Here is a 13840-nt window from a genome sequence, read left to right as displayed (position 1 = left end):
CTGCTGAACATTCGCCCGAAGGGGGCTCAAGATGCGTCCAACCATCAAATTGAAGCTAGCCGGGGCGTTCGCCGCCGTTCTGTCTCTGGCCGCGATCCTCGGCGTTGTTGGCGTGGTGAAGATGTCGACGGTGAACGACCAGTCGACCATCATCGCCGATAACTGGATGCCGAGCATCGACGCGGTGCATCGCATCAACACGGCCACATCCGATCTTCGCGCGGAGCACTACGCCCATGTCGCCTCCACCGATCCAGCCGAGATGGCGATCGTGGAGAAGGATATGCGGGATACCATCGACGCGATCGCTCAGATGCGGAAGACGTACGAGCCCATGATCTCCTCCACCGGGGAGCGGGACATCTACAATGCGTTCGGCCGGAAGTATGAATCGTACTTGCGGGAAGCCGACAAGGCGATCGCGCTGTCTCGTCAGAACAAGAACCAGGAAGCCGCCGCCGCGCTGAAGGAGAACAAGGCGCTCTACGACGACATGTCGAACGACGCCTTGCGGCTGGTCGATTTGAACGTCGCGGGCGGCAAGGCCGCCAGCGCCGACGGCGACAAGGTCTTCGCCGACGCGCGGCTGATGTTCATCGGAGTCGTCACGCTGGCGCTGATCGTCGGCGCCGCGGCGGCTCTGTGGATTTCCCGCACGGTCACCACCGGCCTGAGGAAGGTCTCTCAAGCGATCGAAGCGGTCGCGATCGGTGATCTCAACAACGAAGTCTCCGTCAATACCGACGACGAGATCAAGGATCTGGTCACGACGGTGAACCAGATGACCGCCAATCTGCGCGACACCGCGGGGCTGGCGGATCGGATCGCCGACGGCGATCTTACCGTGCGGCCGCGGCCGCTGTCGGACAAGGACACCCTGGGCATCGCGCTCGAGCGGATGGTCGATCGCCTGCGCGGCATCGTGGCCGACGCCATCTCGGCTTCGGACAACGTCTCGTCGGGCAGCCAGGAACTGTCGGCCACCTCCGAGCAGATGAGCCAGGGCGCGACCGAGCAGGCCGCCGCCGCCGAGCAGGTCTCGGCCTCGATGGAGGAGATGACGGCCAACATCAAGCAGAACGCCGACAACGCCAGCCAGACCGAGAAGATCGCCCGCCAGTCGGCCCAGGACGCGGAGGTTTCGGGCCAGGCGGTCAGCAAGGCCGTCGACGCCATGCAGACGATCGCCGAGAAGATCACCATCGTTCAGGAAATCGCTCGTCAGACCGACCTCCTGGCGTTGAACGCCGCCGTCGAGGCCGCCCGCGCGGGCGAGCACGGTCGCGGCTTCGCGGTGGTCGCCTCGGAAGTGCGCAAGCTGGCCGAGCGCAGCCAGACCGCCGCCGCCGAGATCAGCGCGGTGTCCACCGACACCGTCAAGGCGGCCCAGACGGCCGGCGAGATGCTGACCACCCTGGTGCCGAACATCCGCAAGACCGCCGACCTGGTTTCGGAGATCAGCGCCGCCTGCCGCGAGCAGGACATCGGCGCCAGCCAGATCAATGACGCCATCCAGCAACTGGACAAGGTCACTCAGCAGAACGCGTCGGCCTCCGAAGAGATGTCGGCGACGTCCGAGGAACTCGCCGCTCAAGCCGAGGAGCTGCAGGCCTCGATCTCGTACTTCCGCACCGAAGGCAGCGGCGAGGCTCGACGCGCGCCGGTCCGTACGCCGGCCAAGCGCCCGGCGCCGGTCGCCAAGGCGCCCGCCAAGGCCAAGGCTCCGGCTCGTGCTCCGGTGGCGGCCCAGCAGGCCCGCGCGGCTGGCTTCGCGCTGGACCTGACCAGCGGCGGTCCCGATGACCAGGACGGCGAGTTCAAGGAGTATGTCGCGTGAGCGAAGCCTTTCTCGAGCGTCAGTGCGTGACGCTCGGCCTCGGCGCCGAGGTGTTCGCCGTGCCGGTGGCCTTCGTGCGCGAGATCCTGGACTACAGCGCCCCTTCCGCCCTGCCGGAAGGCCCCTCCTATCTGCTGGGGCTGACCGACGTGCGGGGCCGGGGCACGCCGACCCTGGACCTGCGCGCCAAGCTGGGCCTGCCCCGCGTCGAGCCGAACCTGGCGACGCGCATCCTGGTGCTGGACGTGCCGGTGGACGATCGCATCCTGTCCCTGGGCCTGGTCGCCGACCGCGTCATCGAGGTGGCGACGTTCGAGCCGGGCGAGGTCGAGGCCGCGCCCGATATCGGCGTGCCGTGGCGCTCGGACTACATCAAGGGGGTGGTCCGGCGCGACCAGGGCTTCGTCGTGATCTTCGACCTGCCCCGGCTGCTGACAAATCAGGACGCCGCCCTCATCGCCCAGGCCGCCTGATACGCCGGCGCTTCGGCGCCTGACGAAGGTAAAATACGTGACGCAAGCCTTTCTCGCGCCGCCCGTCGATCCGCATTCGGACCAGCTGTCCGCCAAGAACTTCGCGCGGCTGTCCGCCTTCATCCATGCCTATAGCGGCATCAAGATGCCGCCCAACAAGCGCACGATGCTCGAGGGGCGCCTGCGCCGTCGGATGCGGGTCTTCGGCCACGCCAATCTGAACGACTATTGCCGGTTCCTGTTCGAGGACGGAGGACTGGAGGCCGAAACGGTCCACCTGATCGACGTCGTCACGACCAACAAGACCGAGTTCTTCCGCGAGCCCTCGCACTTCGACTTCCTGGAGGAGACGGGCCTGCCGGCCCTGGCCCAAGGACGTCGCAAGCCGATCCGGATCTGGAGCGCGGCCGCGTCGATCGGCGCCGAGGCCTATACGTTGGCCATGGTCCTGGAGGACTTCGTGGCCGAGCGATCGGGCCTCGACTACAGCATCCTGGCGACCGACATCTGCACGGATGTCCTCGAGAGGGGCGTGGCCGGCCGGTATCCGGAGGCGATGATCGAGCCGGTCTCCATGGCCCGCCGCAGGCAGTATCTCATGCAGTCCAAGGAACCTTCGGTGGGGGAGGTTCGTATCCGGCCCCAGCTGCGCTCGAAGGTCGCCTTCGGCAGGCTGAACCTGATGGACGACGCCTACCCCGTCGATCGCGACATCGACATCATCTTCTGCCGCAACATCCTGATCTATTTCGACAAGCCGACGCAGGCCAAGGTGCTGTCGCGGCTCTGCGACCATCTGGTCCCTGGCGGATATCTGTTTCTAGGCCATTCTGAGTCAATCGTCGGGCTCGACCTGCCGATCCGTCAGGTGGCCAACACCGTATTCCAGAAGCCCTAGCCGTGTCCGCTGGTCGAAAAGTCCGTGTCCTGATCGTTGATGACTCCGCCACCGTGCGGCAGACGCTGACGAGCGTGCTCGGATCCGATCCCGACATCGAGGTGATCGGCGTCGCCTCCGATCCCTTCGTGGCCGCCCGCCGCATCCGCGATGAGATTCCGGACGTCATCACCCTGGACGTCGAGATGCCGCGCATGGACGGCATCACCTTCCTGCGCAAGCTGATGTCCCAGCACCCCGTCCCGGTGGTGATGTGTTCGTCGCTGGTGGAGGAGGGCGGCGAGACGTTGATGCAGGCGCTCGAGGCTGGCGCCGTCGACATCGTGCTGAAGCCCAAGGTCGGCGTCGCCGAGCACCTGTTGGAGTCGCGCATCCGCATCTGCGACGCCGTCAAGGCCGCGGCGAGCGCCAGGGTGTCCGGCGCGCGACGGCCGCCGATGGCGATAACCCGGCCGCTTTACGAGCCCGAGCGCAAGCTGACCGCCGACGCCATGCTGCCGCCGCCGCCCAAGGCCTCGCCGGGAAGCAAGGCGATGGCCCGGACGACCGAGACGATCATCTGCATGGGCGCCTCCACCGGGGGCACCGAAGCGCTGCGAGCGGTGCTGGAAACCCTGCCGCCGGATTCGCCTGGCATCGTCATCGTCCAGCACATGCCCGAACGCTTCACCGCCTCGTTCGCCCAACGGCTGGACAGCATCTGCGCCGTTTCGGTCAAGGAGGCCGAGGATGGCGACACGGTGCTGCGCGGCCGGGTTCTGATCGCGCCTGGCAACAAACACACGCTGCTGGAGCGCAGCGGCGCGCGTTACTTCGTCTCGGTCAAGGACGGTCCCCTCGTCACGCGGCATCGTCCCTCGGTGGACGTGCTCTTCCGCTCCGCCGCCCGCTCGGCCGGCTCGAACGCGGTCGGCGTGATCATGACCGGCATGGGCGACGACGGGGCGCGGGGTCTCGACGAGATGAAGCAGGCCGGCGCCGTCACGATCGCCCAGGACGAAGCCACCTCGATCGTGTTCGGCATGCCCAAGGAGGCGATCGCGCTGGGCTGCGTCGATCGCATTGCTCCCCTGCACCAGATCGCCGCCGAAATCCTGAAGGCGGCCAAGCGCTAGAGTGGTTTGGTTCGGAGGGAGCCTCCCCCAATGGACAGGCTCTAGGTCACGGACTTGAAGCGCGTTCGATAGGTCTGGGCGCTCACGCCCAGACCTATCGCGTTCTAGAAAAGCACGTCGTCGTCGCTCTGCGCGGCGGGTGGTTGGGCGTGCGGGTTCAGTTCCGGGATCTCTCCGACCCGATCCGCGAACGGCGCGTGGACCTCCCGCTCCTGGGCCATGGTGTAGATGCGCGACAGCTTGGCCATCAGCGGCGCGAGGGTCCCGGTGAGATCGTCGATGGAGCCTTCACCGCTCGCGTCGCGCTTCAGCAGATCCAAGGCCTCTTCGATATGGCCGCCGACCTGGCGGTCGAAATCGAAACGCGCCGCGGCCTGCCTGAGCATGTCCACCACCTCGCCGCCCTGGCGGGCGGCGCTGGAGAGATCGCCTTCGACCTCGTCCCCGGTCTTGCGGATCCGATCCACGGCGTCGCGGAGCGCCTCCGCGGCCGCCGAGGCCGCGCTCGCCTGACGCTCCGCCAGCGCCTCGCCCTCGTCCGTCGCGTCGTCCGCCGCCGATCCAAAAAGCGACTCCAACGCCGCCATCGTATGGCCCGCGGAAGTCTCGAGATGAGTGGCGTGCTGACGCAGCTCGATGGCGATGACGCCCAGCGGCTTCCCCGTCTCGCCGATGCGCGAACACTTCAGCGTCGTGTTCATCGCCATCATCTGCACGTCGGCGCGCATGTTCTGGATCGCGGCGACCTGGGCGGCGAGGTCGCGGGCCGAGCGGGCGGCCGAGCGGCTGACCGTCTCGGCCGAGCGTTCGCCGGCCTCGATGTCGTCCACCAGGGCGAAGGCCTTGCCCACGTTGGCCTCAAGGCCGCGCAGGAAATTGCCCTCGCCGCCTTGGCCCTCGGCGTGGTCGCGCAGACGCAGGATCTCGCTGGCGTCGGCGGCCATCGCGCCGACGTTGAGGCCTATGCGGGAGACATCCCGCCGGAAATCCCGCGTCGTGGCCTCTAGCTGCGCGATCAACAGCTGGCGCATGAAGGTCTCAAGTCGCTCGCGCGGCTCGTAGGGCAGGGCGCGGACCTCTGGGGCCTCCAGCAGGGAAAGGCCGAACTGAACGTGCTCGATACGCTGCCGGGTGATGTCGCCGATCTGCAGCGCCGCGAGAGCCGAGCCGACCTTCTTGCGCACCTCGCGCGCCAGGTTGGAAACTTGCTGGCTGATTTGGCCGATCCGCGCCTGGTGGGCGGTGATCGCCGACACTTGGCTGACCAGGGAGTCCGGAACGGCGGGCAGCAGCTCGTCGCAGCGCCGCGCGAGATCGGCTTCCTGGCTCAGCGCTTGGCGAAGGTCGCCGTCCAGCGCGCCGAGATCGGCGCGGAAGGTGTCCAGCTGGCTACGACCCAGCTCGATGCAGTCGCAGATTTCCTGGGCGAAGATCGCGAACTCGGGGCCCGCGGCGGCGATGCCGCCCGACGTGATCTTGATGTTGACGCCGAACACCCGGAGGTAGGCCAGGTGCTTGTACATATCTTCGATGCACTTGGTCAGGTCCGCGCCGACCTTGACGAGGCCGCTCAGCGTCTCGAAGCGCCCCTCGATGCTTTGGGGAAGTTGTCGCAGGGTGTCCGAGGCTTGCGCCAGCTCCCGCGCGGCCGTGGCGACGCTGTCGCCGTCCAGGCTTTCCTTCATGCGGTCGAGCGCGGCGATCAGCGCGTTCATTCCATCGACGGCGCGCGACAGCACGTCGCTCACCTCGAGAAAACGTCCCTCGATCGCGCTACGCGCCGCCTCGAGGCAGGCGCCAGCCCGGTCGGCGGGGGATGGCGCGGAAGAGGCTTTTAGGGCCAGGGAAGAAGAGGACATGAAACCGCCGCGGAGGGTTATGCGCCAGCATGGCGCGAATGTGCGAATTTGCCGTAAAGGCGGCGCGGGCTTCTCGAAGACCGATGGTTGATGACGCGCCGAACCATTGTCGGGTGGCGCGGCGCTCTGTAAGCAAGCGCCGGAAGCCGACGACCGTGGCCCCGTCCGCCCTGATTTCGTCGCGATGATGTTGAATTCCGGCCCGCCCAAGGGCCCCGAGGAAGGATCCGGATGTCTAGCGCAGTGATGGCGGCCCTCAAGGACGTTGCCGACGGCGTTCGTCTGGCACCTCTGTGGTGGCGGCTCGGCCTGGATCAGACGGTTTCCCGCTTCCAGCGGTCGGTGCTCGGGCCGTTCTGGATGGCCTGCAACCTGCTGGTCATCGCGTTCGCCCTGACGTTCGTGGTCAGCGCCCTGATGGGCGTGGACATGTCCAAGAGCTTCCCGCTGGTCCTGGCCGGCCTGCTGGCCTGGTCGTTGGTGGGCACCACGATCGCCGAAGCCCAGGCGATCTTCCTCTACAACGCGGGCCTGATGCAGAGCCAAAGGCTGCCGCTGACCTTCTACGTTTTCCTGCACGCCCTGAAGGCGATGACCAACTTCCTGACCCAGCTGATCGCCTTCTGGGTGGTTATGCTGGTGCTAGGAAAGTTCGAGGTTCCGCACTGGACCCTCATTCCGGCCGTGGCGCTGGTTCTGCTGATCGTGTTCTTTCAAGGCTTCATCATCGCCATTCCATCCACCCGCTTCCGCGACGTGGCCTATATGATGAGCTATGTGGTGCAGCTGCTTTTCTACGTCACGCCCGTGTTTTGGGCGGCCGACAACATCAGTGCCAAGTGGCGGCCGATCGTGGAGCTGAATCCGTTGACCCACCAGGTCGAACTGCTGCGGGCGCCGCTGCTGGGGCATGCCCCCAACCCCAGCGAATGGATCTGGGTTCTGGGGACGATCGGTGTCCTGGCCCTCATCGCTTTCGCGTTGCTGGCGATGTTCCGCAAGCGCGTGGTCTTCTGGCTGTAGGAGACGGCGATGACCCACCAGATCAAGCTGACCGACGTCGATCTCGACTACTTCGTCTACAGCCTGCGCTCGCAGTCGCTGCGCAGCGCCGTGTTCAACCTCGCCGTGGGCGGCAAGATGTACAAGGCCGCCGGCGACGTGGCCGCGGTCAAGGCGCTGGCGGACATCAACCTCGAGATCAACGAAGGCGACCGCATCGCCCTGGTCGGTCACAACGGTTCGGGCAAGACGACCCTGCTGAAGGTGATCGCCGGCATCTACCACCCGACGCGGGGCGACCTGCATATCGACGGCGACATCACCTCGATGATCGCCATCAACGCCGGAATCGACTTGGAAGCCACCGGCCTTCGCAACATCCACAAGCTGGGCCTGATGCGGCGGTTGCCGCGCAAGGTGATCGACACGCGCGTGGACGCCATCGCCGAGTTCTCGGGCCTGGGCGATTTCCTGCACCTGCCGGTGCGCACCTATTCGGCGGGGATGCAGGCGCGCCTGATGTTCTCGGTCGCCACCGAATTCGAGGCCGACATCCTGGTGCTGGACGAATGGCTCAGCGCCGGTGACGCCGACTTCGTCAAGAAGGCCAGCCTGCGCATGCAGCGGATGGTCGAGGAAGCCAAGATCGTGGTCTTGGCCACTCACGATCTGGAGCTGGTCCGGCGCGTCTGCAACCGGGTCTGCGAGCTGAAGAGCGGCCGTATCGCTTTCCTGGGATCGACCCAGGACTGGCTCGCCTACCGGGAAGCCCAGGCCGCATGAGCGAGGGCGGCCCGGACCTGCGCCCGATCCAGGGCGGCGCCTGGCGGACGCCGGCGAGTGGGCGCGCCGTTCTGATCGGAGAGGGAGGCGGCGTCGTCCTCGAATGGACGCCCGACAAGGCGCGGCTGCGAAGCCTGGCCGAAATCCGAACGCTGCGCGTGGAGCTTCGCCTGGAGGTCATCGCCGGCGATCTCGCGGGCGTCGTGGTCGAAGCCGATTGGGGCGCGGGCTATTCGGAAGAGTCGCGTGGTCGTCTGAAGCCGCGGGGCGGTGGTCTGTTCGCGGTGTTGCCGGCTCGGGGCCGCCGTCTACGCGGCGCGCGACTGGTCCTGAGCGGGGATATCCGCAGCGTCGCCGTGGAGCATTTCGACATCACTGGCGGCGGCAAGCTGGAACCCGACCCGCGCGGCGCCTTGGGGGCGATCGCGGAGGGCGTCAAGGGCGTGCTCGGCCCGCTCCGCCGTCCCGTCGCGGCGACGTGGCGCGCCGCCCGCGCCGCGCGCCGTTCGGTTCGCCGTTCGCTTTCCGGGGGCGGCGGCGCGTGGCAACGCACCTACGACCATGCCCTGGACGTGGCGCGGAACACCCGGAGCGATCATTTCGCGGGCCCGATCGTCGAGCCCATCGACCTCGCGGCGGACGCGCCCAAGGTGGTGGCGTTCTACCTGCCCCAGTTCCATCCGATCCCGGAGAACGACGCCTGGTGGGGCAAGGGCTTCACCGAATGGACCAACGTCTCCAAGGCCCAGCCCCAGTTCCTGGGCCACTATCAGCCGCGTCTTCCCGCCGATCTGGGCTATTACGACCTGCGGGTTCGCGACGTCATGGCGCGGCAAGTTTCGCTGGCCAGGAACGCTGGGGTGTCCGCCTTCTGCTTCCACTACTACTGGTTCGACGGAAAGCGCCTGCTGGAGGCGCCGATCGAGGCCTATCTGGCCGATCCCAGCCTGGACCTCCCGTTCGCCCTTTGCTGGGCCAACGAGAACTGGACCCGGCGCTGGGACGGCGACGAAGACGATGTGCTGATCGGCCAGAACCACTCTCCGGAGGATGACGCGGCGGTGTTCCGCGACATGGCTCGCTACATGGCCGATCCACGCTATCTGCGGGTCGGCGGCCGTCCTGTCCTCGTCGTCTATCGTCCCGATCTGCTGCCGGACCCGAAAGCCACGGCGCGGCTCTGGCGCGACTTGGCGCGGGAACTCGGCCTGGGCGAGATCATCCTCCACGCCACGACCGCGTTTGGCTTCTCCGACTATGCTGGTTGCGGCTTCGACGGCGTCATCGACTTTCCGCCGCATGGCGTCGAGGTCGCCGAGATCACCAGCAAGGTGCGGCCGCTCCACCACGACTTCCACGGCCAGGTCTATGACTATGGCGGCGTCGTTCAGGCCAAGCTTCGGGCTCTGGCGATCGCGGATGCCGGCTTCGTGCCCGGGGTCATGCCAGGCTGGGACAATCAGGCGCGGAAGCCTGGCGGCGGCAAGACCTTCCACGGCGCCGAGCCCGCCCTCTACCAAGACTGGCTCTCGGGAGCCTTGGCTCACGCCCAACGGACGCGGCCGCCCGGCGAGGCGCTGGTCTTCGTCAACGCCTGGAACGAGTGGGGCGAGGGCGCCTATCTAGAGCCCGACCGCTGGTTCGGCCACGCCTATTTGCACGCGACCCGCGCGGCCATGGCGCCCTATGCCCGCCGCGTCGCGGCCGATCACCCGATCGTGGCGGAGGCGGCCCAGGCGTTTCGACGCCGCTCGCGCGCGGCCGTCCTGCTGCATCTCTACTATCCCGAGCTGACGGCGTGGTTCGCCGAAAGACTGGCGCGAATCCAGGACCAGGCCGACGTCATCCTGACGGCGCCCGAGACGTGGTCTGAGGCTCAGTTAGCGGCCGCTCGCGCCGCCTTCCCCGAAGCCCTGATCATCGTCGCGCCCAACCGCGGGCGCGATCTGGGACCCTTCCTCATGGCGCTGGACGCCGCGCGCGAGCACGGCTTCGAGGTGTTCTGCAAGCTGCACACCAAACGCTCGCCGCACCGCGCCGATGGCGACGCTTGGCGGGACACGCTGGTCGGCGGCCTCGTCGGCCCGGCGGCGACCCGCCGCGCGCTGGAGGCTTTCGACGAGGACGGGCGCCTGGGCCTGCTCGCCGCCGCCACCGCCCGCATGACCTTGGGCGAGCCCGGCGTGATGGCCAACAACGAGACCCACGTGAAGCGCCTGGCCCGAACGATGAAGCTGTCGATCGGTCCGGCGACGCCGTTCGCGGCTGGATCGATGTTCTGGGGGCGGATCGAGGCGTTCGCGCCGCTCCTGGCGATGAGCGTCGACGACATCGATTTCGGGGTCGAGCTTGGCCGCGTCGATGGGACCCCGGCGCACGCGATCGAGCGGCTCACCGCCGCCGTCGTCGCCCGAGCGGGGTATCGCGCGAGCTTCGATTTGTGAGGGGCGCCGTCGTCGACCCGTCCCTAGCCATCCGTCGATATGCCCTAGTGGGCGCGTGATGGCCGCTTCGATCGATCTCTCCCAAGCCGAACGAGTCCCGCTGGCCGAGGCGATGGGCGGCGCGCATCGCGCGGCGCGGGTCAAGCTCATGCCGTCGAGCGGCGCCATCCCGGCGCGACCGATGTCGTGGCCCTGCGAAGGCGATCTCCTGAACGCGCCGCATGACCTCGGCCCGGCGATCACGCCGGATATCGACCTGCTGGTCGTTCACCGCGCCATCGTCGGCGGCATGGGCGCGCATCTCAAGCTGGACGATAGGCCCGTCTACGCGGAACAGGCCTACCCCTTCTACATCAAGCATTGGTACGATCACGACCTCACGCCCGAGGCCTGGAACTTCCGCGCGCCGATCCGGCTCATGCTTCCCAGGGCCTTCGTGATCACGCACTTCAACTACGTCTGGGGTCATTGGCTGACCGAGATGTACCCGAAGCTCTTCTTGATCCGTATGCTGATCAGTGCGGGCATTGTCGCTCCGCTGCTACTGCCGGCCTCGGCTCCCGCCTACATGGCCAAGATCGCCCGCTCGATGATCCCGGGCCTTGAGATCATCACCTACAATACCCGCCGTCAGGCCGTCGAGGTCGGCACGGTCCTGCTGCCGCACATGCTGCACAAGGACTATTATTTTCATGACGTCCTGCGCTCGGAACTCGAACAGGAGGCTCGGAAGCAGCCGATGAGCGGCGGCTTCGAGAAGGTGTTCGTCAGCCGCGCCGGGGTGCGCACGCCCTGGTCCTTCCGCGAGATGGAGAACGAGGCCGAGATCGAGGCGATCGCCAAGGACCTGGGCCTGACCTTGTTGCGGCCGGAAACCCTGTCCTGGGAGCGGCAGGCGCGGATCTTCTCGCGGGCCCGCGTGGTGGCGGGTGAGTTCGGCTCGGGCCTCCACAACGCCTTGCTCTCGCCGGCTGGCTGCCAGGTGGTGTCGTTGAATTGGGTGGCGGACGTGCAGTCGCGGATCGCCAATTTCCGCCGTCACGATATCGGCTACATCCTGCCGAGGGACGGCCAGGCGCGGCTTCATTCGATTGAACCGCGGAAGCAGCCTTTCAGCATTGATCCCGAGGCCTTCCGCCGCAAGCTGAGCATCGCGGTGGAGCGCGCCGAGGCGCGGGCGGCGACGCCCACGAATGATGAAGGGCCGATCTTGCCCACGGCGCTTCGTCTATGAAGGCCTTCTCCTCGCGCCGTCCTGGGGGTTCGCACGCCCGCCAACTTGCGCTATGCACCCTGACCCGCGCGCGCCGCGGCCCGGTAGCTCAGCAGGATAGAGCAGCGCTTTCCTAAAGCGAAGGTCGGGGGTTCGAGTCCCTCCCGGGCCGCCAGCGCCGAGAATTTCTCGATATTGTTCAATTGCTTAGCTCCTGTTTTGTCTAACTTTTCAGGGTGGTTAGACAAGCTTTCGTTCTTGATCTGCCCCTTGCACCTTCGCCATCGCGGCGCGGGCGTTGTGTTTTTGATCGACGGCGCGGGTGTACCGTTCGATTTCCTTGAGAGAGCGGTGGCCAGTAATCGCGGCGATCTGGTGCGCTGTGCAGCCAGCCTCAGCCAGGCGCCGAGCAGCCGCTTTGCGCAGCCCGTGCGCGCTACAGCCAGCTGGCAACCCCGCCCGCCTAGCCGCAGCAGAAAACCAGTTGCCGAACCCCTTTGCGGTAAAGGGTTGCCCGTAAGCCGTGGCAACGAGAACAAGCTGTTCGCTACGGTGGGCCGCAAGAGATGCCGCCAGCGCCGCGTGGATGGGAATGTCCAGGGCTTCCCCTGTCTTCTCCTGGCGCAGCGAGATCATGCCTTCGCGAACCTGGTTCGCGGTCATTATCCTAACGTCTGAGCTGCGTTGCCCCGTAAAGAGCAACAGATCGAACGCCAGGCGCTCTTTCGTACCTAGACGCCACCTCGCCTCGAACGTGGCAATTTCGGCGTCTGTCCAGCTATGGAAGCCGTCAGTGCGGTAGGCGAGCTTTCGCACCTCCAGCGCGGGATTGTCGGTTCGCCAGCCCCGCGTCTTTGCAAACGAAAGAAGCACCCGCAGGATGCGGAGCAGATTGTTCGCTGCCGCCGGATGTTCGGCTTTCAGGTCCATCATCTTAGCGATGTGCGAAGCCTTCAAATCACCGACGCGCTTGTCGCCATGCTTTGCGCGAAAACGTTCGATCTCGCCGCGATAGGCCTTCTGCGTTGGAGCCTTTAGGAGCTTCCAAGCAGACGATTGATAATAGGCCACGATCAACGCGCTGAAGGTGCCGGGATTGGTACGTCCGGAACCGATCTCGTGCTTCTGGCCCTGCACAGCAGCGAAGTACCATTCCCACCATTCGGCGCTGTCAAAGGGCAGGGTTGTTTGACACTCCGGCGACCCAGAACGGCGGAAACGCCAGCGAGTCTTCCCGTGCCGGTCTAGGTACTTGCTGACGTGAGGGGGACGGCGCTTGGTCATCCGAACTCCCCATCAAAATCGTTGGCGCGACCGACCAAGCCGTCGGCAGCTTTGTTCCTCAGGCGGATTTCACCGTTTGGCAGACAGATGACTTCAGTGACCTGCATGCCGGCAGCCTGCGCGCCCTTCACCGCACGCGTGATGTCCCGTTGACTAACTGTTCTTGTGCGAGATGAGGCAGGCAGGCTTGCGTTATGCTCCGTACCCAACGCGTGCTCCCCTTCTAGCTAGCTTCGCATTGGCGGTGCGGAACGCTCTCCCCACATCTGCTACGACCTCGCCCCGGAGCCAGCTTTCGCGATGCACGCCTTGCGACTGGTGCGGAATTTCTGGATCAGCATATCGAAACACAATCGCGGCGCTGCTTGGATCGCGACCGGCAAAGTCGGCCTCAATTCGCCCTTCGTTGCGGTCGCCGTCGTACACTATCCGCATGGGCGACCATGTAGCGGCGAACGCATCGGGGGCAGCACATGCCGCAATGATCGCGAACTCGAGTGCGCGAATGAACGAGATATGGCTGTCCATTAGACGGGCTAGTGTACTTTCGTGCCCCATCAGAACATGTTCGATTGGTAAGTCTGTGCGAATCCATGGTGCTGCGTTGGCGTCTGCGATCTTCAGCACCTCGCTGTAGTCGCCAGTAATCCGGGTGTGTTCCGCTCGCTCAATTGCGTCTGCCATGCCTCGGGAAGACGCGGTTTGAAGTGAAGCAAAGAGGAGGTTCGCCGCTTGGCGAGTTCCCTGTAGGGGGCTTCCATCACCCCGTCTTTCGCGGATGTATAGCGGCGGTAAGTCACCGCGCTCCGCCTCGCGCAACCGTCGAGCGCATTCAGTTAAATGGGTAGAGCCGACCCGGGTCGCTGCGGAAATCGCGTCGATTAGCTCTTCCGACTTGATCTGCAAACCATGCATGTGAGCCTCCATGCATA

11 protein-coding genes and 1 tRNA gene are annotated in these 13840 nt (G+C 66.0%); 9 read left to right on the top strand and 3 right to left on the bottom strand.

The window, feature by feature from the left end; genetic code table 11:
* Positions 1 to 31 precede the first annotated feature (31 nt).
* From J2728_RS03490 to J2728_RS03475, 4 genes are read left to right on the top strand one after another with little or no spacing between them, the layout of a single operon-like run.
* Positions 32 to 1837, top strand: a complete 1806-nt coding sequence (locus J2728_RS03490; protein WP_309996405.1) for a methyl-accepting chemotaxis protein — start codon at positions 32 to 34, stop codon at positions 1835 to 1837.
* Positions 1834 to 2310 (top strand): chemotaxis protein CheW, encoded by a 477-nt coding sequence (locus tag J2728_RS03485; protein ID WP_309996403.1) that lies wholly within the window; start codon positions 1834 to 1836, stop codon positions 2308 to 2310. The genes J2728_RS03490 and J2728_RS03485 overlap by 4 nt, the downstream gene beginning before the upstream one ends.
* A 37-nt stretch (positions 2311 to 2347) precedes the next feature.
* Complete coding sequence (locus tag J2728_RS03480; RefSeq protein ID WP_309996400.1) at positions 2348 to 3208, top strand: CheR family methyltransferase; 861 nt, start codon at positions 2348 to 2350, stop codon at positions 3206 to 3208.
* Positions 3209 to 3210: 2 nt separating this feature from the next.
* Positions 3211 to 4323 (top strand): protein-glutamate methylesterase/protein-glutamine glutaminase, encoded by a 1113-nt coding sequence (locus J2728_RS03475; protein ID WP_309996398.1) that lies wholly within the window; start codon positions 3211 to 3213, stop codon positions 4321 to 4323.
* Positions 4324 to 4427: 104 nt separating this feature from the next.
* Here the strand turns inward: J2728_RS03475 and J2728_RS03470 are convergent, their stop codons facing one another.
* On the bottom strand, positions 4428 to 6182 hold the full coding sequence (locus J2728_RS03470) for a hypothetical protein (RefSeq protein ID WP_309996397.1): 1755 nt from the start codon (positions 6180 to 6182) through the stop codon (positions 4428 to 4430).
* A 231-nt stretch (positions 6183 to 6413) separates the two neighbouring features.
* Here J2728_RS03470 and J2728_RS03465 point away from each other — a divergent pair, with 231 nt between their 5' ends.
* From J2728_RS03465 to J2728_RS03445, 5 genes are all read left to right on the top strand, one after another.
* Positions 6414 to 7205, top strand: a complete 792-nt coding sequence (locus J2728_RS03465; RefSeq protein WP_309996393.1) for an ABC transporter permease — start codon at positions 6414 to 6416, stop codon at positions 7203 to 7205.
* Positions 7206 to 7214: 9 nt separating this feature from the next.
* Positions 7215 to 7967 (top strand): ABC transporter ATP-binding protein, encoded by a 753-nt coding sequence (locus J2728_RS03460; RefSeq protein ID WP_309996391.1) that lies wholly within the window; start codon positions 7215 to 7217, stop codon positions 7965 to 7967.
* Positions 7964 to 10411, top strand: a complete 2448-nt coding sequence (locus J2728_RS03455) for a glycoside hydrolase family 99-like domain-containing protein (protein WP_309996388.1) — start codon at positions 7964 to 7966, stop codon at positions 10409 to 10411. Before J2728_RS03460 ends, J2728_RS03455 begins: the two co-directional genes overlap by 4 nt.
* 58 nt (positions 10412 to 10469) lie before the next feature.
* Complete coding sequence (locus J2728_RS03450; protein ID WP_309996385.1) at positions 10470 to 11645, top strand: glycosyltransferase family 61 protein; 1176 nt, start codon at positions 10470 to 10472, stop codon at positions 11643 to 11645.
* 77 nt (positions 11646 to 11722) lie between these two features.
* Positions 11723 to 11799 (top strand) — tRNA-Arg (locus tag J2728_RS03445).
* 65 nt (positions 11800 to 11864) lie between these two features.
* Here the strand turns inward: J2728_RS03445 and J2728_RS03440 are convergent.
* Both J2728_RS03440 and J2728_RS03435 read right to left on the bottom strand, forming a co-directional pair.
* Complete coding sequence (locus J2728_RS03440) at positions 11865 to 12908, bottom strand: tyrosine-type recombinase/integrase (RefSeq protein ID WP_309996382.1); 1044 nt, start codon at positions 12906 to 12908, stop codon at positions 11865 to 11867.
* Between the two features lie 192 nt (positions 12909 to 13100).
* Positions 13101 to 13823 carry a hypothetical protein gene (locus tag J2728_RS03435; RefSeq protein WP_309996379.1) on the bottom strand — a complete coding sequence of 241 codons (723 nt, stop codon included), beginning with the start codon at positions 13821 to 13823 and terminating at the stop codon, positions 13101 to 13103.
* Positions 13824 to 13840: the final 17 nt, after the last annotated feature.

Source organism: Caulobacter segnis, from assembly GCF_031454995.1.
Classification (GTDB): domain Bacteria; phylum Pseudomonadota; class Alphaproteobacteria; order Caulobacterales; family Caulobacteraceae; genus Caulobacter; species Caulobacter segnis_E.
This window is presented reverse-complemented; position numbering and strand designations above follow the sequence as displayed.